This window comes from Brevibacterium antiquum, from assembly GCF_016107655.1.
Lineage (GTDB): Bacteria > Actinomycetota > Actinomycetes > Actinomycetales > Brevibacteriaceae > Brevibacterium > Brevibacterium antiquum.
On record NZ_JABASX010000010.1, the window covers coordinates 111,487 to 137,391 of the forward strand.

At 64.9% G+C, this 25,905-nt stretch carries 23 protein-coding genes; 10 read left to right on the forward strand and 13 right to left on the reverse strand.

Annotated elements, in window-relative coordinates; all coding sequences use genetic code 11:
• Nucleotides 1-10: 10 nt before the first annotated feature.
• On the reverse strand, nucleotides 11-1,723 hold the full coding sequence (locus JFC13_RS16285) for an acyl-CoA dehydrogenase family protein (protein ID WP_198398099.1): 1,713 nt from the start codon (nucleotides 1,721-1,723) through the stop codon (nucleotides 11-13).
• A 125-nt stretch (nucleotides 1,724-1,848) separates the two neighbouring features.
• Here JFC13_RS16285 and JFC13_RS16290 point away from each other — a divergent pair, with 125 nt between their 5' ends.
• On the forward strand, nucleotides 1,849-2,754 hold the full coding sequence (locus JFC13_RS16290; RefSeq protein ID WP_198398100.1) for a LysR family transcriptional regulator: 906 nt from the start codon (nucleotides 1,849-1,851) through the stop codon (nucleotides 2,752-2,754).
• Between the two features lie 97 nt (nucleotides 2,755-2,851).
• On the opposite strand, the gene JFC13_RS16295 is transcribed toward JFC13_RS16290, so the two are convergent.
• From JFC13_RS16295 to JFC13_RS16310, 4 genes are all read right to left on the reverse strand, one after another.
• On the reverse strand, nucleotides 2,852-4,267 hold the full coding sequence (locus tag JFC13_RS16295) for an aldehyde dehydrogenase family protein (RefSeq protein WP_198398101.1): 1,416 nt from the start codon (nucleotides 4,265-4,267) through the stop codon (nucleotides 2,852-2,854).
• Between the two features lie 55 nt (nucleotides 4,268-4,322).
• Complete coding sequence (locus JFC13_RS16300) at nucleotides 4,323-5,828, reverse strand: APC family permease (protein WP_198398102.1); 1,506 nt, start codon at nucleotides 5,826-5,828, stop codon at nucleotides 4,323-4,325.
• A gap of 133 nt (nucleotides 5,829-5,961) precedes the next feature.
• Entirely contained in the window at nucleotides 5,962-6,978 is a 1,017-nt protein-coding gene (locus JFC13_RS16305; RefSeq protein ID WP_198398103.1) for an AraC-like ligand-binding domain-containing protein, read from the reverse strand.
• Nucleotides 6,979-7,023: 45 nt separating this feature from the next.
• Nucleotides 7,024-7,653, reverse strand: a complete 630-nt coding sequence (locus tag JFC13_RS16310; RefSeq protein ID WP_198398104.1) for a TetR/AcrR family transcriptional regulator — start codon at nucleotides 7,651-7,653, stop codon at nucleotides 7,024-7,026.
• A 101-nt stretch (nucleotides 7,654-7,754) separates the two neighbouring features.
• Here JFC13_RS16310 and JFC13_RS16315 point away from each other — a divergent pair, with 101 nt between their 5' ends.
• Nucleotides 7,755-9,716, forward strand: a complete 1,962-nt coding sequence (locus JFC13_RS16315; protein WP_198398105.1) for a primary-amine oxidase — start codon at nucleotides 7,755-7,757, stop codon at nucleotides 9,714-9,716.
• A 27-nt stretch (nucleotides 9,717-9,743) separates the two neighbouring features.
• Here JFC13_RS16315 and JFC13_RS16320 read toward each other — a convergent pair whose 3' ends face one another.
• Nucleotides 9,744-9,926, reverse strand: a complete 183-nt coding sequence (locus tag JFC13_RS16320; RefSeq protein ID WP_198398106.1) for a muconolactone Delta-isomerase — start codon at nucleotides 9,924-9,926, stop codon at nucleotides 9,744-9,746.
• A gap of 211 nt (nucleotides 9,927-10,137) precedes the next feature.
• Between JFC13_RS16320 and JFC13_RS16325 the strand changes: the two genes are divergently transcribed.
• A complete protein-coding gene (locus JFC13_RS16325) occupies nucleotides 10,138-11,760 on the forward strand; it encodes a GMC family oxidoreductase (protein ID WP_232488702.1) in 1,623 nt (540 codons plus the stop codon).
• 127 nt (nucleotides 11,761-11,887) lie between these two features.
• A complete protein-coding gene (locus JFC13_RS16330) occupies nucleotides 11,888-13,123 on the forward strand; it encodes a threonine/serine exporter family protein (RefSeq protein ID WP_198398107.1) in 1,236 nt (411 codons plus the stop codon).
• Nucleotides 13,124-13,129: 6 nt separating this feature from the next.
• Here JFC13_RS16330 and JFC13_RS16335 read toward each other — a convergent pair whose 3' ends face one another.
• Together JFC13_RS16335 and JFC13_RS16340 are read right to left on the reverse strand one after the other, a co-directional pair.
• Nucleotides 13,130-13,954 (reverse strand): SDR family oxidoreductase, encoded by an 825-nt coding sequence (locus tag JFC13_RS16335; protein WP_198398108.1) that lies wholly within the window; start codon nucleotides 13,952-13,954, stop codon nucleotides 13,130-13,132.
• Nucleotides 13,951-15,372 (reverse strand): flavin-containing monooxygenase, encoded by a 1,422-nt coding sequence (locus JFC13_RS16340; protein ID WP_198398109.1) that lies wholly within the window; start codon nucleotides 15,370-15,372, stop codon nucleotides 13,951-13,953. The genes JFC13_RS16335 and JFC13_RS16340 overlap by 4 nt, the downstream gene beginning before the upstream one ends.
• Nucleotides 15,373-15,419: 47 nt before the next feature.
• On the opposite strand from JFC13_RS16340, the gene JFC13_RS16345 reads away from it, so the two are divergent.
• From JFC13_RS16345 to JFC13_RS16360, 4 genes are all read left to right on the forward strand, one after another.
• The gene (locus JFC13_RS16345; RefSeq protein ID WP_198398110.1) at nucleotides 15,420-16,127 is read left to right on the forward strand and encodes a TetR/AcrR family transcriptional regulator; all 708 of its coding nucleotides are present in this window, start codon (nucleotides 15,420-15,422) and stop codon (nucleotides 16,125-16,127) included.
• Nucleotides 16,128-16,179: 52 nt separating this feature from the next.
• Nucleotides 16,180-16,341 carry a hypothetical protein gene (locus JFC13_RS16350; RefSeq protein ID WP_198398111.1) on the forward strand — a complete coding sequence of 54 codons (162 nt, stop codon included), beginning with the start codon at nucleotides 16,180-16,182 and terminating at the stop codon, nucleotides 16,339-16,341.
• A 158-nt stretch (nucleotides 16,342-16,499) separates the two neighbouring features.
• Nucleotides 16,500-16,868 (forward strand): hypothetical protein, encoded by a 369-nt coding sequence (locus JFC13_RS16355; RefSeq protein ID WP_198398112.1) that lies wholly within the window; start codon nucleotides 16,500-16,502, stop codon nucleotides 16,866-16,868.
• Complete coding sequence (locus JFC13_RS16360) at nucleotides 16,846-17,250, forward strand: hypothetical protein (RefSeq protein WP_198398113.1); 405 nt, start codon at nucleotides 16,846-16,848, stop codon at nucleotides 17,248-17,250. Before JFC13_RS16355 ends, JFC13_RS16360 begins: the two co-directional genes overlap by 23 nt.
• Here JFC13_RS16360 and JFC13_RS16365 read toward each other — a convergent pair.
• Together JFC13_RS16365 and JFC13_RS16370 are read right to left on the reverse strand one after the other, a co-directional pair.
• Nucleotides 17,198-18,151 carry an aldo/keto reductase gene (locus JFC13_RS16365; protein WP_332839449.1) on the reverse strand — a complete coding sequence of 318 codons (954 nt, stop codon included), beginning with the start codon at nucleotides 18,149-18,151 and terminating at the stop codon, nucleotides 17,198-17,200. The two genes, JFC13_RS16360 and JFC13_RS16365, sit on opposite strands and share 53 nt — an antisense overlap.
• Nucleotides 18,152-18,275: 124 nt before the next feature.
• Nucleotides 18,276-20,642, reverse strand: a complete 2,367-nt coding sequence (locus JFC13_RS16370; protein ID WP_332839450.1) for a transketolase-like TK C-terminal-containing protein — start codon at nucleotides 20,640-20,642, stop codon at nucleotides 18,276-18,278.
• 171 nt (nucleotides 20,643-20,813) lie between these two features.
• Here JFC13_RS16370 and JFC13_RS16375 point away from each other — a divergent pair, with 171 nt between their 5' ends.
• Complete coding sequence (locus tag JFC13_RS16375) at nucleotides 20,814-21,302, forward strand: Lrp/AsnC family transcriptional regulator (protein WP_198398114.1); 489 nt, start codon at nucleotides 20,814-20,816, stop codon at nucleotides 21,300-21,302.
• A gap of 22 nt (nucleotides 21,303-21,324) precedes the next feature.
• Here the strand turns inward: JFC13_RS16375 and JFC13_RS16380 are convergent, their stop codons facing one another.
• On the reverse strand, nucleotides 21,325-22,170 hold the full coding sequence (locus JFC13_RS16380) for a DNA-formamidopyrimidine glycosylase family protein (RefSeq protein ID WP_198398115.1): 846 nt from the start codon (nucleotides 22,168-22,170) through the stop codon (nucleotides 21,325-21,327).
• A gap of 145 nt (nucleotides 22,171-22,315) precedes the next feature.
• Between JFC13_RS16380 and JFC13_RS16385 the strand changes: the two genes are divergently transcribed.
• Nucleotides 22,316-24,262, forward strand: a complete 1,947-nt coding sequence (locus JFC13_RS16385) for an aconitate hydratase (RefSeq protein WP_198398116.1) — start codon at nucleotides 22,316-22,318, stop codon at nucleotides 24,260-24,262.
• A gap of 23 nt (nucleotides 24,263-24,285) precedes the next feature.
• On the opposite strand, the gene JFC13_RS16390 is transcribed toward JFC13_RS16385, so the two are convergent.
• Nucleotides 24,286-25,068, reverse strand: coding sequence for a FadR/GntR family transcriptional regulator (locus JFC13_RS16390; RefSeq protein WP_198398117.1), 783 nt, complete (start codon nucleotides 25,066-25,068; stop codon nucleotides 24,286-24,288).
• A gap of 11 nt (nucleotides 25,069-25,079) precedes the next feature.
• Nucleotides 25,080-25,880 carry a 3-oxoacyl-ACP reductase gene (locus tag JFC13_RS16395; protein ID WP_232488703.1) on the reverse strand — a complete coding sequence of 267 codons (801 nt, stop codon included), beginning with the start codon at nucleotides 25,878-25,880 and terminating at the stop codon, nucleotides 25,080-25,082.
• Nucleotides 25,881-25,905: the final 25 nt, after the last annotated feature.

Here is a 25,905-nt window from a genome sequence, read left to right on the forward strand (position 1 = left end):
TGAGGTGGCTTCAGGCCACGGGTGTAGGAGTTGAGACGGTGCCAGCCGAGACAGATTCGCTGGTCAGACTCGCCCCATCGACGATGTCCTCGAAGTGGGACAGGATTTCGACCACGGCGGACTCGTCACCCGTGATGTTGCTGCCGATGAAGGTCTTCGCGACGAGCAGCTTGCGGAAGTTGCCGTCACGGGTGGCTTCGGCATCGGCCTGCTCGAGCAGCAGGGTAGCCATAATCAGCTGTGCCAGATCATCGGCATACCCGCCGATGAGAGCTTCGGCGGCTTCGGATTCGGCGCTCACAATGGCGTCACCGCGGTCGACGATCGCGCTCCATCTGGTCAGGAGCTCACGGATCTCAGGGACAGCCTCGGCGAGGGCGATGGTGTTCAGCTTCTCTTTCATCGTCTTCGCCAGGAGACGATGCGTGTTCTGTTTGCGCATGCACCGCAGGACATCGAGGGCGATGACGTTGCTCGAGCCTTCCCAGATCGAGCCCAGGTGGGAATCGCGGACGAGGCGGGCATCGGGGAATTCCTCGATGTAACCGCGACCGCCGCGGACCTCCATCGCCTCACCGGTGACGAAGCGGGCACGTTTGCAGATGTAGTGCTTGGCCAGCGGGGTGAGTACGCGGATCTGCGCGGTCGCGGAAGCATCCCCGGCATCGGCTCGTTGGAGCATGTCACCGCAGTAGAAGACGAGACCCAGTGCGGCCTCGGCTTCGGCCTGCAGCGGCAGCAGGGTCATGCGCATCAGGGGTGCTTCAATGAGGGTCTTGCCGAAGACCACGCGCTGGCGGGCGTGGGCGAGCGCTTCGTTGATCGACCTGCGCATGAGGGCGGTGGCGCGCATCGCGTTGGACAGGCGGGAGGTGTTGACCATCTCCGCCATCTGCCGGAATCCGCGCTCGAGCGCACCGACCTGGACGGCATAGGCATTGTTGAGGGTGACCTCGCCGCTGGGCATGGACCTGGTGCCGAGCTTGTCCTTGAGCCGGTCGATGACATAGGAGTTCTTCGTCCCGTCCGGACGGTGCTTGGGCAGCATGAACAGTCCCACACCGCGCGTGGTGTCATCGCCGCCGGGGAACCTGGCGAGGGTGAGGATGATGTCAGCGTCCGGATTCGAGGCGAACCATTTGCGACCGGACAGCGCCCAGTTCTCGCCGTCACGCTCGGCCACGGTCGAGGTCTGGGCGATGTCGGTGCCGGCATGGATCTCGGTCATGAACATCGCACCGGTGAACCGACGTTCGGGATCGACCGAGATCAGACGATCAATTGCCTCGGCGATCTGCTCCCCCTCACCGAACTTCCACAGGGTCCTGGCGGCTGCGTCGGTCATCGAGACCGGGCAGGCCAGACCGAACTCGGCTTGGACGAAGACGTAAGAGAGGATGTATTTGACCAGGTGGGGCGGTACGTCGTCCCAGCCGTGGAGGCCACGGTGTGAAAGGGCGGAGAGGCCGTATTCCTCGTAGGCGGCCTTCTGCAGCTCCTGGTAGCTGTGGTGGTAGTCGATCGTGTCGACGCGATCGCCCTCGCGGTTGAACTGTTCCAGCGTCGGCGGGTTCTTGTCCGCAACGTCTGCCAGCGGGGCCAGGCGCTGCGGGGCATCGGCGCCAAGTGCAGTGAGCACCGGAGCGAGCAGCTCTCGATCTGCTGACTCAAGGTATGACTCGATGAGGGGCTGCAGGGCCGGGTCGAGGTCGACGTAGTTCATGGTTCCTTACTGTTCCACTTGTATTACACGGTGTCCAAGACGTAATCTCATGGTCATTATTTGCGATTCTTTATCAATCCTTGGCTGTCTGCGGATACGGCCGAACGACAACGAAAGCGGGCACCATGGAACTGCGGCATTTCTCGGCCTTCCTCGCCGTGGCACAGGAGCTGCACTTCGGACGGGCAGCGGAGACCTTGCACATCGCGCAGCCGGCCTTGAGCCAGATGATCCGCGCCCTCGAGAAGGACCTCAACGTGCAGCTGTTCGAACGGACAACGCGCCGGGTGCGACTGACCTCCTCAGGTGAGGCGCTGCTCGAGCCCGCTCGCGCGATCCAGGCCCAGGTCGAGGGCGCGCGACGCATCGCCCGTGCTGCGAAGGAAGGCGTGGTCGGCCGGGTGCGGATCGGGTTCGGCGGCACGAGCGGCTATTCGATCCTGTCCCTGCTCGCCCGGGAGGTCGCGCACCGACAGCCCGGTATCACCCTGGAGATGCACCCACAGACGTATTCCGGTGAGTCGGCCTTGGCCGTTCGCGACGGGACCATGGACATGGGGATCATCTCCCCGCCGGCGCCGGCGGGCATCGCCGTCCACGTCATCCGGCAGGAACGGGTCATGGTCGCAGTCCCCACCAGCCACGAACTCGCCGGGGCGGAGAGCGTCTCCATGGCGGATCTGAAGGAGCAGCCGTTCATCACCTACGCGCCTTCGCACGGTTCGCAGGTGCGAGAGGCGATGATGCGCCTGGCCGATCAGGCCGGCTATCTTCCGCACATCGCGCAGGAGGCACCGGATCCCTACAGTCTGCTCGCGCTCGTGGGTGCGCAGGTCGGAATCGCGATCGTCGTCGAGTCCTCGAATCACATCCGCATCGACGGTGTCACCTATGTTCGCCTCGCCGAGGGTGGGGATGCGTTCACATTGGCGCTCGGCTGGCGCCGCAACAACCCTTCGAAGGCCCTGGCGCGGGTCGTCGAGATCGTGCAGGAGATCCTGCCCGAGGCGCAGCTGCCGAAAACCAATTGAGCCGGAGCGCACCTCCCGCCAAAACGTCCCGACGTCAATAAAACTCCCCGGCGCCACGCGAAATTAGTGACGTCGGGGAGTTTTAGTCTGGCGAGTGCTACCAGCTGATCACGTGTGGGACGCTGACGTGCTTGAGCCCTTCGAGTCCGAACTCGAGTCCGAAACCTGACTTCTTCACCCCGCCGAAGGGAATCCGCGGGTCCACTGCTCCGTGCTTGTTGATCCAGGTCGATCCTGCCTCCAGGCGGGCCGCGACCTTCTTGCATTCCTCGAGGTCGCTGCCCCAGACCGAGGAGCCGAGGCCGACCTCGAGTTCGTTGGCCCAGCCGATGGCCTGTTCCAGGTCGGTGTACTTGATGATCGGCAGAGCCGGGCCGAACTGCTCCTCTGCGACCAGCGGGTTGTCGTTGTCGATGTCGGCGACAAGCGTGGTCGGGTAGAAGTATCCGGGCTGGTCCGCGACAGGGTCACCGCCCGTGAGCACCCGGGCACCGGAGTCCTTGGCCGCCTGGACGAGCTTGGCGACGATATCGAACTGCTGTTTGTTCTGCAGCGGCCCGAGCACGTTCTCCTCCTCCAAACCCACGCCCATCGGTGACTGTTTGGCCACCTCGACGAGGGCATCGCAGACCTGGTCGTAGAGGGCTTCGGGCACGTAGAGGCGCTTCATCGCCGCACACGTCTGACCGGTGTTGATGAACGCACCCCAGAACAGGTCGCCGGCAATGGCCGCAGGATCGGCGTTTTCGAGCACGATGCCTGCGTCATTGCCGCCCAGCTCCAAGGTCAGACGGGCCAGGGTGTCAGCTGCCGATCGCATGATTGCCTGACCGGTCTTCGTCGATCCGGTGAACATGATCTTGTCGACATCTGCATGAGATGTCAGGGCCGCGCCGACCTCGCCGCTGCCGGGAACCACGGTGAGAACGTCGGCGGGCAGGACCTGGTTGATGACTGCGACGAGTGCCTGCACCGACAAAGGCGTGTACTCGGAGGGCTTGAGAACGACGGTGTTGCCCATCTTCAACGAGGGGGCGAACTGCCACACGGAGATCATCATCGGCCAGTTCCAGGGCCCAACTGCTCCGATGACGCCGACGGGTCCGTAGTGGAGTTCGGCGTGGGTCTCCTCGTCGTCGACAAGAACTTCAGGCTCGAGCTCGAAGGCGGCATTGGCCCGCAGCCATGCGGCGCAGGCGCCGACCTCGAAGCGGGCATTGGGTCCGTTGAGCGGCTTGCCCTGTTCACGCGAGAGCAGCTCGGCCAGCGCCTCGGCGGAGGCTTCGACCGCGTCAGCGGCCCGGTTCAGCAGATCGCTGCGCTCCTTCGACGTCCGCGACGCCCATTCGGGCTGAACCTTGCGTGCAGCTGCAACGGCGGTGTCGATGTCGGCGGTGCTGCCTTCACGGGTGCGACCGACGACCTCGCCGGTGGCAGGATCGAGCAGTTCTCGACCGTTCGGGTCTTCGATGGTCGACAGCAGTCCTGCGAAAGTGGTGAGGTCGGTGCTCATGATTCTCCTTTTTCGGGGGTGGATCGTGTGGTCATGGGGTGGGTATGGCGAGGTCTCATCCCAGGCTTCCACCTGAACCGACACCTGCATAGAGCTGTGGGCGCCTCGCCCGGAGGACGAGGGCCCAGGCGGTGCCGATGATGCCGGGCACAAGCACGATGGCGGGCAGCAGCCAGGAGAGCACCGAGGTGCCTTCGAGGCCGATGAGGACGTTGAAGTTGATGACGATGGAGATGAACAGAACGATGAGCCCCAGCGCCGAGAGCCCTGGTGCGATCGCCCTGGTCCACAACGAATATTCGCGTGAGTGAGAGCGCAGGAATCCGACCACGGCCAGCGCGGTCAGCGCCATAAGCAAGACGAGTCCGAAGGCCCCCATGTTCGTCAGCCAGGTGAAGAGGGTGACAACAGGGAAGAGCGGATCCTCACTGCCGGCCCCGATGAATGCGAAGACGAGGATGACAATGAGAGCGATCCCTGACTGGGCCAGAGACCCGGCAACGGGTGCACCCGTTCGGCGGGAGGTTCTGGCGAGGAAGGTCGGCAGCACCCGATCACGGCCGAGAGCGAAGAAGTATCGCGCCACGATGTTGTGGAAGGCGACGAGCGCGGCCAGCAGCGAGGTGAGGAAGAGCAGGTTCGCGAGGTCGACGAACCATACCGGGGCATGCTCACCGAGGAAGACGAACATAAGATCGGGACCGAACTCCTGAGACCGTCCGACGACGCTCGAAGCGCCTTCGCCCACGGTCATCGCCCAGGCGGAGAACGCGTAGAAGACGGCGATGATGCTCACAGCGATGATCGTCGCCCGGCCTGCTGTGCGCTTGGGGTCCTTGACCTCTTCGTTGTAGATCGCGCCGGATTCGAAGCCCATGAACGCCGCGATCGAGAATGCCAGTGCCGCGCCGACCCCGGGCGCGAAGAGCTGGTCGGGCAGCAGTCCGTCGGCGGTGACGCCTTCGGGACTGTGACTGAAACCGATGATGTCGAAGACGATGACGACGAGGAACTCGGTGCCGACGATGATCCCGAGGACCTTCGCAGAGAAGTCGACACGGCTGATGCCCATGAGTCCGACGATCACCCAGGCGATGAGCGCACAGATCCACCAGGCGACCTGCAGACCGAAGAGGGAATCGAGGAAGGAGGAGAAGACGAAGCCGAACATTCCGGCGATGCCGATCTGCATCGAGTTGTAGGCGACCAGAGCCGTCAGAGCGGCTCCCATCCCCACGGGCTTTCCCAGCCCTTTGGAGATGTAGGCGAAGAAGGCACCGGCATTGTGCACGTGTCGGCTCATGGCCGCATACCCGATCGCGAAGAGGACGAGAATGATGCCGAGGACGACGAACGACAATGGGATTCCGAGGAGACCGGTGACCGCGAAATTGCTCGGGACACCGCCGGCGACCACGGTCAGGGGCGCCGAGGCGGCGATGATCATGAACACGAGCGCCGACGTTCCGATCCGGCTCGCCCCGAGACCTGCCCTTGAGTGACTCGAGGCAGTGGTGCCTTCCGCCTCGGCGCCGGTGCCGAGGATTCCGTGCGCGCTCATGTGATCCACCTAACAGAAAAGATTGTCTGTTCAGGATCTCGCACCGAAGCCAGCCATGTCTTGGCTTTGGAAGCACTCCGCTTGACTCTCGACGCAGTCTTCACGTGCGCCTCGGATCACGCCGACTATCGCCTCAGCCCAGGCAGCCTCTGCGGTACTGGGCCGGCGGCCGGCCCACAACACTGCGGAAGAGCCGGGAGAAATGAGCAGGATCGCTCAGTCCCCAGCGGGCCCCGATCGCGGCGACGGGCACCCGAGCCTGCAGCGGGTCAGCAAGATCCAGGCGACAGCGGGCGATCCGGCGCCTGCGGATCTCTCCGGAGACCGTTTCGCCGCTGCCTTCGAAGATCTGGTGGAGGGCCCGCACGGACATGAAGTGTGCGGCGGCGATCGTCGAGGGCGAAAGCTGCGGATCCGCGAGGTTCGCTTCGATGTATTCGGTGATCTCCGCCCAGAGCTGCTGCCTCTCCCCCGGCGCTTCCCTCGCCTCGGTGAGCTCATCGGCCATGACGGTGGTGAGCAGGTCGACGACGTTGCCGGCCAGCCGGATCCCGACCGCCCTGTTGAGAGTGGGCAGCATGGCCCCGGCCTGGGTGATGATCTGCGTGGCGACCGCACCGAGCTGATGCTCAGCGCCGATCGAGGTCGCGGTGAGTTGGCCGACGGTGTCGGCGGGCAGATTGACCCGCGACTGCGGGAACATCATGACGTAGGAGGAGAAGTCGCAGTCGAAGCTCAGGGTATAAGGACGTGAGGTGTCGTAGATCGCCAGCGAGCCGGGTGCCAGGGACACCTCTCGACCGTCCTGGATGAGCAGCCCGTGCCCTTTGAGCTGGAGTGAGACCTTGTAGTAGCTGTCCGGGCTCGGGGCCGAGCCGTTGGAGTCGGTGTCAGTACCGCGAGCAATCAGGTTCGGCGTCCGCAGCACCGCGTGAGGATTGGCAGAGATGTGGGACATGACGACGGAGTCGTAATCGCGCGCGCTGATTGCTCCCCGGAATCCGCCGCGGCGCTGGGGCTCTGTGTCCAACGGCACGAACGAGTCCGAGACGAGGGACTTCCATCCATCGAAGTCCGATGCTGTGCTCTCAAGTAACATCTTCGTCCTCTGCAGAAACGACCGATCGTCGACCTCTGCGTCGGCGATCACTTGGCGCTCACTCTATCCCCAACCGAGCGGGGAGTCACGAGCACTTCAGGATTTACCGACCGATTGGTCATTGTCCTTCAGCGCTGCGGCCGACATGCGGTCGATGACATAGTCGAGCTGGGCACGGAAGCCCGCGAAGTCGACGGTCTCACCACCGATCATCGCGGCGGTCTGGGCACCAAGCAGATATGTCAGGAGGACATCGGCCGCGGGCTCGAGGACCACCTCGGCGGCCAAATCACCATCATCACGGGCCTGACCGAGCCAACCGAGAATCCAGGTCCGCCACCGTGCCATGGTCTCGCGCGTGGTGCGGGCATGATCGGGACTTTGGGCCACCTCGGCGAAGAAGGACAGGACGACCCTGGCCTCGTCGTGGAGCTCGGGCGTGATCGGCAGGACCTCCGAAGCGAAGGCACGCAGAGCGTCGACCCCTCGCAGGTGCGAGGTCGAGAACTCGACGCGGCGATTCGTGGCATCGAAGACGAACAGGTAGGTGGCCGCGAGCAGGTCGGACTTGGATGGGTAGTAGGACTTGATCGCACCGTTGGCGAAGCCCGCCTCGGCGGCGATATCGCGCATTGTCGCCCCGGCAAGCCCCTGCCTGACGATGATCCTCAGGGTCGCCTCGACGAGTTCGCGCCGACGCTGGTCGTGATCGACGATCTTGGGCATACGTCCTCCGGTTCACTTCAGCGGCGGCTCTTGACTTTAATTTCTACAAGTGTAGGTTATTACGTGAGTCAGCACACACATTTCATTGCAAAGGTGCACACATGTCCTGCCATTCCACTCCCGCCGAGCCGCCCCCTCGGAGCATCCTCACCCCACGCTCGCTGCCCACCGAGGATGAGATCGCGACCGTCACCACCGTGCTGCGCGAGGCCGGGCACTTCCCCGCCGAGGCGCGCATGGCCTACGTCGGACTGCTCGATCCCGTGCGCGGCCAGGCCCGCACCGCCGCCGAGGTGGACCGCCGTTTCCGTGCCTTCATCATCGACAAGTCCGCTGGCACGGCCCGCGACATCATCGTGTCCGCAACGCATGCCCGGGTCGATTCCGTGACCGAAGTGGACTCCACGAGCGAGGGTGAGTTCCCCGTCATGGAGGAGGAGTTCGGAATCGTCGAGGAGGTGCTTGCCGCGGACCCGAAGTGGCAGGAGATCCTCGCCCGTCGCGGCCTGCCTGTCGAACAGGTGCGTGTGGCACCATTGTCCGCGGGCGTCTTCGAATACCCGGAGGAGAGTGGCCGGCGGATCCTGCGGGGCCTCGCCTTCCACCAGCAGCATGAGACCGATTCCGCGTGGGCGCACCCGATCGACGGCCTCGTCGCCTATGTCGATGTCACGAACAAGTCAGTCGATCAGATCCTCGACCTCGAGAATGTTCCGGTGCCTGCCGAGCACGGGAACTACACCGACCCCGAACTGACCGGTCCGATGCGCACCACGCAGAAGCCGATCGAAATCACCCAGCCCGAAGGCCCGAGTTTCACCCTGTCCGAGGGCAACCACATCGAGTGGGAGAAATGGTCACTCGATGTCGGCTTTGACATGCGTGAAGGTCTGATCCTCCACAACATCGCCTTCACCGACGGCGAGCGCACCCGTACGATCCTCGACCGTGCCGCCATCGCGGAAATGGTCGTGCCCTACGGCGATCCCTCACCGGTGCGGTCCTGGCAGAACTATTTCGACACCGGCGAGTACCTCGTCGGGCAATGCGCGAACTCACTCGAACTGGGGTGTGACTGCCTCGGTGACATCACCTACCTCTCCCCGTGGGTGGTGAACAACCTCGGCGAACCGCGGCAGATCAAGAACGGCGTCTGCATGCACGAGGAAGATGCCTCGATCCTGGCCAAGCACTCGGACCTGTGGTCCGGTGTCGATTACACCAGACGCAACCGACGCTTCGTCGTCTCCTTCTTCACCACCGTGGGCAACTACGACTACGGCTTCTACTGGTACCTCTACCTCGACGGCACCATCGAGTTCGAGGCCAAGGCCACGGGAGTCGTGTTCACCTCAGCACTGCCGGACGGATCGAGCGATTTCGCCTCGGAGATCGCGCCCGGGCTGGGTGCTCCGTTCCATCAGCATCTCTTCGGGGCGCGTCTCGACTTCGCCCTCGACGGCGGCAAGTGCCGAGTCGAAGAGGAGGACGTGGTGCGCCTGCCGGTCTCCGAGACCAATCCGCGCGGCAACGCATTCAGCCGCAAACGCACGGTGCTGCGATCTGAGCGTGAGGCCCAGCGCGATGCGGATCAGTCGAAAGCTCGGACCTGGGTGGTGTCGAATCCGGAGTCGGTCAACCGCCTCGGCGAACCTGTCGGGTACAAGCTTCATCCCACGGGACTGCCGACTCTGCTGGCCGCCGAGGATTCCTCGGTTCACCGGCGGGCGACGTTTGCGTCGAAGGCGCTGTGGGTCTCGCAGTATCACGAAGACGAACGCTATCCGACCGGTGATTTCCCGAACCAGCATCCCGGCCATGCGGGGCTGCCGAGCTGGACGGAGGCCGACCGCAGCGTCGACGGTGAGGACATCGTGGTGTGGCACAGCTTCGGCCTCACACACTTCCCGCGGGTCGAGGACTGGCCGATCATGCCCGTGGACACGGTCGGATTCAAGTTGCGCCCGGAAGGGTTCTTCGACCGCTCCCCTGTCCTTGATGTTCCTGCGCCGGCCTCGGGTGGACACTGCGAAGGATCCGACGGCGGCTGCTGCGAGGGGTGAGACTGCTGCGCGGTGCCCCCGCGCAGCTCAGAGCTGGCGGAAGAAGTCGTCCGTGGTCGCGTTGGGGTGCTTCGCCAGGGGTGTGACTTTGACGTTCATATAGGCGAACATCGGGAAGCCCTGGAAGGTCGCGTGGAGGAAGTCGAGGTCATCGACGTCGTAGATCGAGATATTGGAGTACTCTCCCACGATGCGCCAGATGCCCTTCATGATTCCGCGTCAGCATTCGTGCCTCCTGCTCTGTCTGAATGGGTGATTCGATGGCCACTATAGGGCTTTGCTGCTGGGGACAGCTCGGCCGTCCCACAACGAGCTTCCCGCATTGATCCTCCGTGCACAGACAGCGGTCCCGCTTGAGTGTGCGTGCAGAGTTCCGCCCCCACCGCTGTTGTCTCGTGAGCCAGGTCACTAGCCTGGCGTCATGAACGCCTCAACTGCACAGAACAGCGCCGGCTCGACGAGCGAGCACAGTGAGAACTTCCCCACCGAACTGCCCGACACTGACTTCGACTATGTGGTCGTCGGTGCCGGATCCTCCGGGTGCGTCATCGCCCGCAGGCTCATCGACGCCGGCAAGAAGGTCTGCCTCATCGAGGCCGGCGGGGACGAGACTAACCCGAACATCGACCACCTCAACACCCTGGGCCTGCTCTGGCATTCAGCTCAGGACTGGGACTACTACACGACCCCGCAGCCGGGCGCGATGAATCGCAAGATCCACCTGCCGCGAGGCAAGGTCCTCGGCGGTTCCAACGCCCTCAACGCTGTGATCTGGGTCCGCGGCGATGCCTGGGACTACGAGCAGTGGGTCGAATCGGGCTGCCCCGGCTGGTCCTGGGACGAGGTCCTGCCGGTGTTCAAAGCCATCGAGACCTACGACGGTGAGATCACAGAGACACGCGGCACCGATGGCCCGATGGATGTGCGCACCGGCTACGAACGCAACCCGATCCAGGAGGACATGGTCGCAGCGGGTGAGCAGACTGGCCTCGACTACAACCCCGACTACAACTCGGGCAGCGTCGAAGGCATCTCCCGGATCCAACTCAACGTCCGCGACGGAAAGCGATTGAACACGTGGCGGGCCTACCTCAAGCCCCGCCTCGGCGATGGGAATCTCACGATCCTCACGTCGACACATGTTCGTCGTCTCCTCACCGAGGACACGCAGATCACCGGCGTCGAGGTCGACTTCCGCGGACGGGTGGGGACGCTGAACGCAGACGAAGTCATCCTCACTTCGGGGGCGCTGGCCTCACCGGAACTGCTCATGCGCTCGGGAATCGGTCCCGCCGATGAGCTGCGCGAGGTCGGGATCGAACCGATCCACGACCTGCCGGGCGTGGGTAAGAACCTCCAGGATCACTGGCTCTCCCCGGTCATCTTCACCACCGGCTCCGAGCCCGTGCCGATGGGTGAGGTCGCCCCCGCCGAGGTGCATCTGTTCTGGAAGTCCGACCCGGACCTTCCGGTGCCCGACACCCAACCTCTGTTCTTCTCCGTGCCGATGTACGCCCAGGACTCCGCGCCGAACGTGCAGACGGGACCGGACAACGGCTTCACCCTGCAGGGCGGGCTCGTCCGGCCGAAGAGCCATGGTGAGGTCACTCTGAGTGGGCCGAACCCGCAGGACCCGACGTTGGTCAACCCGAACGTGCTGTCCGAACAGGCCGATGTCGATGCCCTCGTGGCCTCGGTGAAGCAGTGCCGGGAGATCGGACGCGCCGAGGCCCTGGCACATTGGCAGCCCACAGAGATCTTCCCCGGCCCCGAGGTGGCCGATGAGGATCTCGAGGACTACGTTCGCGGCTCTGTCGTGACCTACCACCACCAGGTCGGCACCTGCCGGATGGGACAGGATGAGACGTCCGTCGTCGACCCGCAGTCATTCAAGGTCCACGGATTCGAGGGCCTGCGCATCGCTGATGCCTCGATCATGCCGCAGGTGCCCACCGGCAACACCAACGCCCCGACGATCATGATCGCCGAACGCGCGGCTGCCGTCCTCGTCGGCTCCTCCGTCGAGGGGATCACCGCCCCCTGACCCACCCAACTGCTACCTGACGGCGGCCCAGCAACCTCGCGCTAAGTTGCTGGGCCGCCGTCAGGTAGCAGTTGGGGGCTGATAGTCTTCGAATCCGTCGACCGAACTGCGATCGAGAGGGGCACGCGTGTCCGAGGCGAGCGATTCGACGCAGGACTCCCAGGAGCTGCTGGTCACCATCGGGGCCGGGCTGCTCACGGGCGGAATCTCCTCGGTCGACGTCGAGGATGCTCTGACCGGCCTTGCCCGCACACTGGGCATCAGCAAGCTCCGCGTCGCGGCCCTCCCCCGTGGACTGTTCCTCACATCCGGTTCCGGGGATTCGACGAAGTTCGAACGCATCGGTCCCGACCTGCGCTTCGATCAGACGGCGAAGCTGCTCGACATCGTCGACGCACTGCGGGCGCGGCGGCTCTCGGTCGGGGCCGCGGGACGGATGATCGAAATCGAGGTCCACGCGAGGCTGCCGCGGTGGCCCGTTTGGCTCTCCCACCTCGGCGCCGTCCCCATCGGAATCGGACTGTGTCTGCTGCTCGAGCCCGGTCTGATCAATCTGGCGTTCGCGGCCTTCGGCTCGCTCATCGTCGCAGGCATCCTGGCAGTCAACGGTCGCTGGCCCAATCTCCGCCCGCTGCTGCCGGTGAGCTCGGCGTTCATCGTCTCCGTCATCGTCCTCATCGGCTACCGACTCGACTGGCTTGAGAGTCCCCTGCGCACGATCGTCGCGACTCTCGCGCTGCTGCTTCCTGGCAGCGCCGTGGTCACCGGGCTGACCGAAATCTCAGCCGGAGCACTCTCTGCCGGCAGTTCACGGCTCGTCTCGGCCACGGTGCAGCTGGCGATGTTCATCGCCGGAGTCGCCGGCGCCGCCGCGATCACCGGCACCGGGGCCGAAGCGCTGCGGAACACTCAGCTCACCGATTCGGCCTGGCAGCTCTCCGCCCTCGGTGTCCTCTCCGCCACCATCGGGCTGATGGTCTACCTGTACACCCCGCTCGAGCACACGCTGCCGATCGTTCTCACGATCGCGGCCGCCGCACTGGCACAGCTGGGCTTCGGAGCCGAGTTCGGTGCCGCCGTGGGTGGTCTTGCCGGAGCACTGACCGCCTCACTGGTGGCCGTCATCCTCTCCCGCCTGCCCCGCGGGCCGATCTGGCGAATCAGCTACGTTCCCGCATTCCTCATCGTCGCGCCCGGTTCGTTCGGCCTGCTCAATGCCTCGCAGCTCGAGTTCGGCGACGGCAGCAGTGTCGCGGGCGGCCTGCTCGCGGCCGGCGCAACATTCTTCTCGATCGCCATCGGCACCGTCATCGGCGCGACCATCGCTCACGCCGTCGAACCCAAGGACGAGATCGTCGCCTGAGGCCCATCAGCGCTTCGGGTCAGCGAACGCGGCCTCGTAGCTCTGCCTCTGGTTCTTGCGCGCCCGCAGCTGGTTGGGCACCATCGCCTTGAACAGCCGATCGCGGATCGCAGTCGGCAGCAGATTGGCCACCTTGACGGCCGGGCCGATGAACCCGGGAACGGTGACCTCGAATCGCGGTCTGGCAGCGGCCTTGACAACGGCACGCGCCGCCTCGGTGGGGGTGAGCAGCCTGGCCGCACCGCTGGAGGTTCCTGCCGCCAGCGCGGTGTCGACGACTCCGGGCATGATCGCCGTGACCTGAACACCGGTGCCGCGCATCTCCGCGCGGATGGCCTTGAGGTATCCGAGCACTCCGTGCTTCGTGGCACCATAGGTCGCCTCTCCCGGGATGGGCAGGATCGATCCCGCCGAGGCCACGGTGATGAGGTGGCCGCGCCCCCTGGCCAGCATGGCCGGTGCCGCGGCCTTGATGCCGTTGATGACGCCGAGCAGATTGACCTCGATCTGTGCCCGGGCCGCAGCCTCAGGCTCCTCGGTGAAGGGACCGACCCACATCAGACCCGCATTGGAGACGAAGATGTCGATGGGACCCAGCTCCTGCGTCACCTCTTCCAGGAAAGCACTCTGGCAGGCGGGATCCGTGACGTCGAGTCTGCTGGCCTGGATCCCCAGCTCTGCAGCGGTTGCCCGCGCCGCATCGAGGTCGATGTCGCCGATGGCCACGTTCGCCCCGGCGGCTGTGAAGCCGGCGGCGATCTCCCGCCCGATGCCTCGGGCTCCGCCGGTGATGGCCACAACCTGGCCGCTCAGTGCGCGCTTGTCAGTCATGCCGTCACCTTTCCCTTGCGAGGAGCGTGCTGTCGCCCCGTTCGCATCTCACGTTTCAGTTCCAACAGATAGTGGTCGAAATCGACCTGCATCGTGTGCCGGGGCGAATCGTAGAACTGCCGTTTGTTTCGTCGATCGTCCTCGCGCATGCGCCTGGTCATCTCCTGCCGATTCGGCAGTTCGTACTCGCCGGTGAGCTCCTTGACGACCAGCCTGCTCTGAGCCTCGGCCAGAGGCATGACAGCACCGACCGGCTGCAGGAGACCGATGAAGAACAGGCCGGGACGGTCGGGATGGGCCATGCGCTTGAACAGCGGCAGGTCATTGCCCTCAGCGGAGATGAGGTCCGGATCGAAGAAGGGAAAGTTCACCCGATATCCCGTCGCCCACACGATGAGATCGGCCGGCGCCTCACTTCCATCGGTGAACACCACCCGGTCACTCTCGAGTCGTTCGATGCCCGGTTTCACCGTGATCGCACCGGCGCCGAGGCGGTCCCTGATTGCGTCCGACTGCACCGGATGCGATTGGCCGGGTGTATGGGGCGGAGTGGGCAGGCCGTATTTTCGCAGTCCTCCGGAGAGCATCGCGGCGATGCGCAGGCGAGCGCTCGTGGCCCACCAGGGAGCCCAGCTGGGCAGGGCGATCTGATCGGCGGCCATTCCGAAGAGAGTCTTCTTCAGGACCCATTGGCCCCGGCGGATCGAGAGATTGACGCTGCGCGCCCGATGAGAACCCTCGACGGCGATGTCCATCGCAGAGTTGCCCGCACCGACGACCACAACATCGCGGCCCTCAAGCTGGTCTCCGCTGCGGTAGTCGTGGGCGTGGATCTGCTCGCCGTCGAAGTGGCCCGGGTATCCGGGGTCGGGCCAGCGAGCATCCCAGTGGTGGCCGTTGGCGACCATCACGGCGTCGTAATGGCGCGTCTCGGTCGCTGCAGTCTCGACAGATTCGGCGGCGGAGCCGGTGCCGGTGGCACGGATGTCGACATCCCAACCGCCGCGCTCACCTCGGCGGACATGGGTGACTTCGGTGTTGAATGTGATGGTGTTGCCGAAGCCGAAGTGGGCGACATAGTCGCGGAAGTAGGCGTAGACCTGATCGTGGCTGGCGTAATCGGGATAGTCGGCGGGCATCGGGAAATCGGAGAAGGCCATGCGAGGACACGAGGTGTTGATCTGCAGGGTCTCATAGCAGGCACTGACGCCGTTGGGATTGTCGAAGAGCCAGTTGCCGCCGAATTCGGTGCCCTTCTCAAAGCAGTCGAAGGGAACGCCCGCGGTGTAGAGGGCTTTGGCTGCAGCGAGGCCCGAGGCTCCGGCGCCGATGACACAGACCCGCGGCAGTGCGGGGTCTGGTCGGATCTCTGCGGTGATCTCTGGGGCTCGATGTTTCTGTCTGACGCTGTAAGGCATGTCACAATACTGCCATTGAAAATCAAAATTTTCACTACACTGGAGTCATGAACTTTCGAGAACCTGCGGGACTGTGGCGTGGGACTTCACGAACGGACCGTGATGGGGCCCGCCGGGAAAGGCTTCTCGAAGCCGCTCTCGAACTGTACGGAACGCTGGGCTTTCGCGGAACGTCGATCCAGGCGCTGTGTCACGAGTCGGGGGTCTCGAGTCGGTCTTTCTATGAACTCTTCCCAGCCCGCAGATCGGATGCGCAGCAGGAGTCGATCACCGCTCAGGAGTCGCTCCTCGAGCAGCTCTACGTCGTCCTCAACCAGGAGATCGTCGAGGCCCTGGCGACGCTGACCATCCCGACTGGCGCGAGTCTCCTCGACGCCACCGTCCACGTCGTGTCCGCCGCGCTGATGCCGATGTTGGGCGATGAGCGCAAGGCTCGCGTTCTCGAGGTCGAGGCCGTCGGCGTCAACGACTCCCTCGAGGCCAGGCGACGAGAGACGATGCGGATGCTGGCGGCCTCCGTCGATGCTGCGGTCGCTCATCTCCAGAAAGCCCATGATCTGCCGAGTCACGGCGCGCTGTCGGGGGCGGACAGTGCCGAGCTGACCAGCCTCATTCTTGTCGGTGGGATCACCGAAGCCCTGGTGCAGCGCGTGCACACCCCCGTGGAGAAGCGGACGTCGACCACCGAATTCCTCACCAGCATCGCCGAGGTGGCCCTCCGTGCCCACGGGGTGTTCCCGACCTGCGGCGCATGACACCATGGAATCCTTGGTCGAACCACGAACCCGGGATCGATGGAGAGGAACAATGGCTGTTTCGCAATCGGGCTTGGGGCGGGGCGCAGGAGCCGCCATCCTGGCCATCGTCCTCGCACAGTGGTTCGGCACCTCCCTGTGGTTCAGCCCAGCGGCGCCGTCGACGGCCTCTCATCATGGCTCGGGTCGACACCGGCGCAGTTCGGGTGACTGATCGCCGCAACCCAGGTCGGCTTCATCGCCGGGACACTGCTGAGCGCGGCGACCGGGATTGCCGATCGGTTCCCGCCCGAGCGGATCTTCATCGTCTCCAGCCTCGTCGGGGCTGGCCTGAACTTCGCGTGGACGCTCGGCCCGCCTGACCTCATCCTCGTGTGGATCTCTCGCTTCGCGGTTGGAGAGAGCCTCGCGGACATCTACCCGATGGGGATGAAGATGATCGCCAAGCGGGCCCAGGCGAAGTCCGCGCAGGCTCTGAGCTGGCTCGTGGCCATGCTCACCCTGGGCACCGCAATGCCGCAGCTCCTGTCAGCCCTCGGCACCTCACTGCCGTGGCAGTCGATCACGTGGGGGTCCTCGGCCCTGGCTGTCATGGGGGCACTGCTCCTTGCTGCGATCTCCGGTCGCGGTGCCGGTTCAGGTGCCGACCGCGGTACTGGCCAGCGGACGAAGACGCCTCGGCCACCGCAGGCGTCGCAGCCGGCGACCGCACGGCCTTGTGTCTGCGTCGGCCGCCGGTGATGCTCCGCTGCGCAGGCTGTTCCGGGACCGAATGTTTCGCGCCGCCGTCTTCGGGTATGTGGGCCATATGTGGAAGCTCTACGCCTTCTGGGCAGTCGTGCCCACACTCGTCATCGTGGACTCTCCGCAGTTCTCGGATCTCGCTGCCCGCTATGCTCCAGCGGAGCTGACGGGCACAGGGCTGACGGCGATGAATGCCCTCGGCTTCGCCGTCAGCGTCATCAGCATCGTCATCCTGCAGAGCCTCATCGTCACCGTCGGCGTGGCAGCCGTATGGCTGCTCCTGCCAGGACCCATCCTCGGTCTGGTGGCGATGCGACCACTCCTGTTCAGGCGAAGGGAGCCGAAGCCTGATCCAGACGGGCGAGCTCCTCGGGACTGAGTTCGAGGGCCGGGGCTGCCATCAGTGCGTCGAGCTGTTCGGGCGTGCGAGCCGAGACGATCGGTGCACTCGCACCCTTGGCCAGCAGCCAGGCGAGCGCAACGGTTGCCGGTGCCACGTCGTGAGCTTCGGCCACAGCAACCAGCTCGTCGACGGCCTTGAGTCCATCGGCGTTGAAGTACCCCTGAACCATGCCGCCGCGGCTGGCGCCCTCAAGGTCTTCCTCGGTGCGGTATTTTCCTGTCAGGAATCCGGCGGCGAGGCTGAAGTAGGTGAAGACGCCGAGGTTGTGCTCCTGTGCCAGCGGCTTCAGCTCGGTCTCGTAGTCCTGCCGGAAGACCAGGCTGTACTGGGGCTGGATCGCCACGGGCTTGGCCAGGTTCTCCTGCTCGGCCACGGCCAGCCACTCGGCCAGGCGGTCCTTGGAGTAGTTGGACACGGCGACATGCTTGGCCTTACCGGCACGCACGATCTCATCAAAGACCCGGGCCACCTCGGCGATGGGGGTCACCTCGTCATCGCGGTGCGCGTAGTAGAGGTCGACATGATCTGTCTGGAGGCGTTCGAGGGAGGCGTCGATGGCAGTGCGGATGTACTCGGGGTCCTGCGTCTTGTGGTCCGGGTGGTCACCGACCTTCGTGGCGATGACGACCTTGTCGCGGTTACCGCGGGCGGCGAGCCAGGTGCCGATGATGGTCTCGGATTCGCGACCGGTGTTGCCGGGAACCCACGCCGGGTAGGACTCTGCGGTGTCGAGGAAGTTGCCGCCAGCGGCGAGGAACGCGTCGAGCACGGCGTGCGATCCGGCTTCGTCGGCGGTCCAGCCGAAGGTGTTCGTGCCCAGGTTGATGGGGAAGATCGACAGGTCTGTACCGGGGATCTGCAGCTGCTGCGTCATCATGCTCCTGTATCGGTTCGGTGTCGTTCACTTGGTCCAACGAGTGCCCCGGCACGAAAAATTCCGCTGTCTCAGCAGGTGAGCGCATGTGCGCGACGTCGGGGTGCCGACGTCGCGCGGGAATCGTCTAGCTGCGCACGGCGTCGAGGGCCGCGGACACGATCGATTCGGTGTCGATGCCGTGATAGCGGTAGACGTCGTCCATATCGCCGGACTGCCCGAAGGTGCTCACGCCCAGCGCCACATGCTCGACCTGATTGATCGTCGCGAGGAATGACAGCGTGTGCGGGTGACCGTCGAGGACCGTGACCATGGGCACCGCGCTCGAGGCAGGGAACACCTGATCAAGGATCCATCCGCTCCCAGCAGCGGCAGAACCGACTGACCCAGCTGACTCCGACGCCGGCGAACGGCGCTGGCCGGCTCGCAGTGCACGGTAGAGCAGACCGGGACTCGTCACGCACACGACGTCGGTTTCGATCCCCATCTTCTCCAGACGATCGGCGGCCGCGAGCACCTCGGTCATGAGCGCGCCCATCCCGACGAGCTGCACGACGGGTCGTGTCGAAGTTCTCAGCCGATAGGCCCCGGCGATGACCTGCTGTCGGCGACGCTCCCGGGCGGCAGGGTCCGCGGGTACACGGGCCAGGCTCTGGTCGACGCCTCGGGTGGACAGGCGCAGATAGGCCGACTCGCCGCCGGGCCTGCCCATGAGCGACATCGCGTGCAGCAGCGACCACTCGACGTCCTGCGCGAAGGCCGGTTCATACGTGACCAGCCCCGGCACCTCGATGCCCGTCGACGGGGTGGTGATCGACTGGTGTGCCCCGCCTTCCGGTGCCAGCGTCACTCCGGACGGAGTTCCGACGAGGATCGACTGGCCACCGGCATAGATGCCGAATGTCCACGGTTCCAGCGCACGATTGACGAACGGGTCATACATCACCCCGATCGGGAACAGCGGTTCTCCCCAGCGGCTCCACGTCGCACCCAATTCGCCGAGGAGGCCGACGAGGTTGGTTTCGGCGATGCCGAGCTCCATGTGCTGGCCCTGTGCCGACTCGTTCCACTGCAGGATCGTCTCCGCATCGTCGGCGAACCAGTTCTGCGCCGCATCCGCACTCCACACGCCGACCTTGTTGACCCATCCGCCGAGGTTGGTCGTCGATGACACATCGGGACTGACGGTCACGACCCGGCATGCCGTCTCCGGCGACTGCCGGCTGAGGTCCATGAGGACCCGACCGAGCGCCGCCTGCGAGGACGATGTCCCTTTGTGCGTCCGTTCCAGATCGCAGGGCAGCTCGACCGGTGCGGCAGGGACGAATTCGCGGCGGGCCAGTCGCTGTGCGGTCTCGGCCACGATGCGACCGGCAGGGGTGTCGGGATCGAAGCGCGACCACGGCGCCTGCGGATCCTGACCGCTGAGTTCGGCCAGTGCCGAATACTCGGCCGCGTCGATGAGGGCCGAGTGGTTCTGCGGATGGCCGGAGCTCGGCAGCCCGAATCCCTTGATCGTGTAGGCGATGACCGCGGTGGGACGGGAGTCGTCGATCTGCGCGAAGGCCTCGAGCAGGGTCGGAATGTCATGACCGCCGAGGTTCCTGATCGCGGCCAGGAGCGTGGCATCGTCGAGGTCGGCGATGAGGGCCCTCAGGGCTCGACAGCTCTCGCTGTCACCGTCGCATTGACTTCCTGCTTCTCCGGGCAGACGAGTGCGCAGTTCATCGGCGCTGCAGCGCAGGATCCGCTGATACTCGGGGTTGGACATCGTGAGGATGCGCCGGCGCAGCGCGTCCCCGCCTGCACGGGCGAAGAGGTCTTCGAGCAGACGCCCGAACTTCACCGTGATCACCTGCCACCCGGCGGCCTCGAACGTCGCCTCGATCCGTCCGGCGGCGATGTCGGGGACGACGCGGTCAAGCGACTGCCGGTTGAGGTCGATGATCCACACGATCTCGCCGAGGTGCTTGACTCCGGGATCGTTGACGGCTTCCCAGACGGCTCCTTCGTCGAGTTCGGCATCGCCGACAAGTGAGTACTGGCGTCCGGTGCCGATGTCGCGCAGGCTGGAGTCGACGTAGCGGCGGGCAACGGCTCCCCAGATCGGGGCTGTGGCACCGATGCCCACTGATCCCGTCGAATAGTCGGCCGGGACCGGGTCCTTGGTGCGACTCGGGTAACTCTGGAGGCCGCCGAACTCCCGCAGCGTCGTCATCTGCTCATCATCGAGTTCGCCGAAGAGATAGTTGATGGCATGCCACACGGGACCGGCATGCGGTTTGATGCTCACGCGGTCCTCGGCACGCAGTTCGTGGAACCACAGTGCGGTCATGATCGAGGCGATCGATGCACATGAGGCCTGATGACCGCCCACTTTGAGGCCGCTCCGGTTGGGCCGGACTCGGTTGGCGTGGTGGATGATCGAGGTCGAAAGCCACAGGATGCGGTCATGGATCTCGTCGAGGGCGTCGAGAGCAGAGTGGTCGGACACGTATTCCTCCTTGAACCGCAGGTCGGTCCAGGTCCGGACCGGCTCACAACGATCCAAACAGGTCTGATCGGGGTGCTCAATATGTCGAATTGAAATTGAGCATAATGCTCAGTTCCGAGTTATAGAATTGAGCAGTTGGTGAGCATTTCGCTGAGGAAAGATGGTGGTGTCATGGCCGAGGGACAACGGCGACGAATCGCAGATGTGCTGGATGCGAGGATCCTTCTCGAACTCATCCGCGAGCCGCGAGCGACGATCGCGGGACTGGCCCATCGCCTGCAGGTGGCCAGGAACACCGCTCAGGCACGGCTGGGCAGGCTCGAGTCCGAGGGGCTGCACCCGTTCGGACATCGTGTCGACACGACTGGCCTCGGCTATCCGATCCGGGCACACGTGCTGGCCAACCTCAAACAGTCACGACTCGACGAGGTCGGTGAGGCGCTGAGCCGGATCCCCGAAGTTCTCGAGGTCATCGGTGTCAGCGGAACAGCCGATACCCTCATCCAGATCGTCGCCCGAGACACCGATGACCTCTATCGCGTCGCCGGGCAGATCCTCGGAACCCCCGGCGTCAAACGCACACGCACCCTCGTGTCGATGAAGCAGATGGTGCAATACCGCGTCACTCCCCTGCTGCAGAGGACGATCGAGAACAGTTGAGCGACGTTCCAAGAGTCCGCCGCTATTTGAGCAGCCGGTCCATACGGCGATCGCTGAGCTTCTTCCCGCCGGTCTGACAACCGGGACAGTACTGCAGTGACTTGTCGGCATAGGAGACCTCGGCGATGGTCGAACCGCACACCGGACAGGTCTGACCGGTCCGACCGTGGACCCGAAGTCCGCGCTTCTTCGCTGTCTTGACCTTCGCCGGCGGCAGGTCGTTCAGCGCCTCGCGGGCAGCACCGAGCACCCCACGGATCACCTCGAGCAGCGCCTCCGCATCGACACCGTTGGCCGAGGCGAAGGGAGAGAGCTTGGCAGTATGGAGGATCTCATCGGAGTAGGCGTTGCCGATGCCGGAGATGAGCGACTGATCCTCGAGCACGGTCTTGATCCGTGAGCTCGAGTCCGCGAGCACCGCAGCGAACTGGTCGTCGTCGATGCTCAGGGCATCGGGACCGGCGCCAGCCACAGCAGCCACCTCGGTGCGGTCATGGACGAGAGCCACCGAGGCGTTCTTCTTCGTACCCGCCTCACTGATGTCGAAGCCGGCACCGGAGGCCAGGTGGTTGCGCAGAGCCAAGGGCCCCTTGCCCATCCTCACCGGTCCGGTGGGCACCTGTTCGTGCCAGACCAACCAGCCTGCGCGGGCGAAGCGGCACACCAGGTCGAGTCCGTCGAACTCGATGATGAGGGCCTTGCCCACCCGGGAGACCCCGCTGACCTCGAGCCCGCTGATCGCTGCCAAGGGCGGATCGGCCGTCTTGAGGATGCTCAGCTCACCGATATCGGTTCGGGTGATGAAGTCTCCGACGATCCGCGAGTCCAAAAAGTGGACGAGTGCGTCGACCTCGGGCAGTTCCGGCATGAGACCAGTATGCGCCTTCGCGCGCGAGCCCGCACTGCTCCCGGACATACCGCCCTTGTGAGTTCCCTGAACGAGAGCTAACGTGGACAGACCACGTGAGAGCGTGCTGCACCAGCAATTCGACCACTTCACAAGGAGGGTGACGATGGCTGAGAATGTCGCTCAGAAGCTCATCGGCTCACATTTGGAATCCGGGACGTTTGAGCCCGGAAACGAGATCGGAGTCCGCATCGATCAGACGCTGACTCAGGACGCGACGGGAACGCTGGTGATGCTCGAGCTCGAAGCGCTTGGCATCGACCGGATCCGCACGGACACCTCTGTTCAGTACGTCGACCACAACCTTCTGCAGACCGATGAGAAGAACCCGGAAGACCATATGTTCCTGCGCTCTGCCGCGCAGCGATTCGGCCTGTGGTTCTCCCCCGCCGGCAACGGCGTCTCCCACCCGGTTCACCAATCTCGGTTCGGCAAACCCGGTGCCACGCTCATCGGCTCCGACTCCCACACCTGCGCGGCCGGTGCCTTGGGAATGCTGGCCATCGGCGTCGGCGGGCTCGAGATCGCGATGTCCATGGTCGGCGAACCGCTCTACATCAGCTCACCTGAGATCATGGGAGTCGAACTCACCGGCACGCTGCCGCCGTGGGTCTCGGCCAAGGACGTCATCCTCGAGATGCTGCGACGTCACGGCGTCAAGGGCGGAGTCGGCAAGATCATCGAGTACTACGGTGAGGGCCTCAAAGACCTCACAGCCATGGACCGCCACGTGATTGCGAACATGGGTGCCGAGCTCGGTGCCACAGCTACGGTATTCCCCGCCGACGACGCGGTCCGGGACTTCCTCGAATCCAGCGACCGGGGCGAAGACTTCACTCGGATCGAAGCCGACGAAGGCGCGCAGTACGACCTCCACGACGCCATCGACCTCTCGCAGCTCGAACCGCTCATCGCCGCGCCGTCCTCGCCGGGCAACGTCCGCCCCGTGCGCGAAGCCGCCGGTGAGGACGTCTTCCAAGTCGTCATCGGCTCCTCGGCGAACCCGGGACTTCGGGACTTCGCCGTCGTCGCCGAGACACTCGAAGGTCGCCGCATCCACGAGCAGATCTCGCTCGACGTCAACCCGACATCGCGAGAGATCCTCGCCGACCTCATCGCCGGCGGATGGCTGACCTCACTGGTCGGATCCGGCGCTCGCATCCACCAATCGGGCTGCATGGGCTGCATCGGTATGGGACAGGCCCCAGCAGTGGGCCGCAACAGCCTGCGCACGATGCCGCGGAATTTCCCCGGCCGCTCGGGCACCGACGAGGACGCTGTGTGGCTGTGCTCGCCGGAGACTGCCGTGGCCGCAGCGCTGACGGGCAAGATCACAGACCCACGCGAGCTGGGCATCGAGTATCCGCAGGTCAAGCTGCCGGAGATGTTCTCCGCCAATCGGTCGATGCTGGTCCCACCGCTTCCACTCGAGGAGGCGCGGCAGGTCGAGCTGGTCAAAGGATCGAACATCTCCTCACTGCCTGACTTCGAACCGCTGCCCGAGGACATCGATCTCGAGATCATGCTCAAGGTCGGCGACAACGTCTCCACCGACGAGATCATGCCCGCCGGTTCCCGGGTCCTGCCGTACCGGAGCAACATTCCCAAGATCTCCGAGTTCGTCTACATCCAGGTCGATCCCAGCTACGCCGAACGGGCAGCGGGCCATGCCGGCGGCCATGCGATCATCGGCGGGGAGAACTACGGCCAGGGCTCTTCCCGTGAGCATGCCGTGATCGCCCCGCGCTATCTGGGACTGCGCATCGTCGTCGCCAAATCCCTGGCGCGCATCCACTGGCAGAACCTCGCGAACTTCGGCGTCCTCGCCCTCGAATTCTCAGATGAGAACGACTACGAGACCCTGTCCCAGGGTGAGGTCCTTCAGTTCCGGGGACTGCGCGATCAGCTGGCCGAGGGCAAGACTGTGAGCGCCGAGGTGGACGGACGACAGTTCGAATTCCGCCATACGCTCTCGCCCCGGCAGGTCGAGATGGTCCTGGCCGGAGGACGCATCGCCCAACGGGCCCAGCAGGAGGCCAGCGCGAAGGGCTGAGGTCTGCTCGTGTCCACTCGCGATCAGGGCGCCGCGAGGAAGCCGCGCAGCAATGCTGCGGTGCCGTCGAGATGCTCGGCCATCGCTGTGCGGGCTCCGGCTGCGTCTCCGGCGAGGATCGCGTTGTGGACCCGTTGATGCTGTTCGTGCGAATGGGCCAGATTGGGTTCGATCATCGGGATCTGCTCGAGCAGTTTGTTCGCCCGCGTCCGACTCTCGACCATCGAACGCACCAGACTCGGTGAGCCTGTCACCTGCGCCCAGGTCAGATGCAGCTGGGAGTCCAGACGCCGGTACTCGGCCAGACTCGACTGCCGACTCGCATCCATGGCCGCAGCCAGCTGACCTCTCTGGGGTGCGGTGAGATCCTGTCCGGCAGCCACCTCGGCGACTCCCATCTCGATCACACGACGCCACGTCAGGGTGTCTTCGACCTCGACTGCGCAGAACCCGGCCCCGAGGCCGGTGTCAGCGTCTTGGGTCGGGCTGGGCGCCCAGCCGCCTGCGGGAGTGCGGGAGACGAACGTTCCGCCACCACGACCGCGGCGGACATTGACCCAGCCGGCGGTCTGCAGCTCCGAGATCGCCTCGCGCAGGGTCGCCCGGGAGACCCGCAGCTGCTCGGCGAGCTCGCGTTCTGGTGGGAACCGCTGACCGGGTGGGATGATCCCGAGGCGGATGATCTGGAGCAGGCACTCGATCGTCTCCTCGAAGATGTTGCCCGAGCGGGCGGGAGCGATCGCCCGCAGCGCGGTCACCTGGCTGCCGGCGGTCTGGCTTCCCGCAGCTGGGGTGCTTGCCGTCATGCCATCGCCGCTCACAGCGGAGTCGTGTAGGCGTTCGTCAGGCCGCCGTCGACGGTGAACGACTGTGCGGTGACGAACGAGGCATCATCGCTGGCCAGGAACGCCACGGCCGCGGCCATCTCGGAAGCGTCGGCGAAGCGTCCCATCGGCACATGCACCAGGCGCCTGGCCGCCATCTCCGGGTCCTTGGCGAACAGTTCTCGGAGCAGCTCGGTGTTGACCGGCCCCGGGCACAGGGCGTTGACGCGGATGCCCTCTTTCGCGAACTCCACGCCGAGTTCGCGCGACATGGCCAGCACCCCGCCCTTCGACGCGGTGTAGGAGATCTGGGAGGTCGCCGATCCCATCAGCGCCACGAATGAGGCCGTGTTGATGATCGAACCGCGGCCCTGCCTGCGCATGTAGGTCAGCGCCGCCTTCGAACACAGGTACACCGAGGTCAGATTGATGTCCTGGACCTTTCGCCACACATCGAGGCCGGTCTCAGTGATCGAGGCGTCCGCCGGTGGGGAGACTCCCGCATTGTTGAACGCGACGTCTACGCTGCCGTAGGTGTCGAACGCCGTCTGGAACAGGTTCTCCACCTGGTCGGCATCGGTGACATCGGTGGATACGAAGAGTCCCCCAACCGCCTCGGCGGCGGCTGTCCCTGAGTCTGCGTTGGTGTCGGCGATGACGACGTTTGCGCCTTCAGAGGCGAGGCGCTTCGCGGTTGCCAGGCCGATGCCGCTGGCCCCTCCGGTGACGACGGCGGTGCGTCCCGGGAGGCGCCGGCAGATGATTTGGTTGTTCCCGTCTGCTGTTTCGTTCATGGTGTGTCCTTTGCTGGGAGATCTG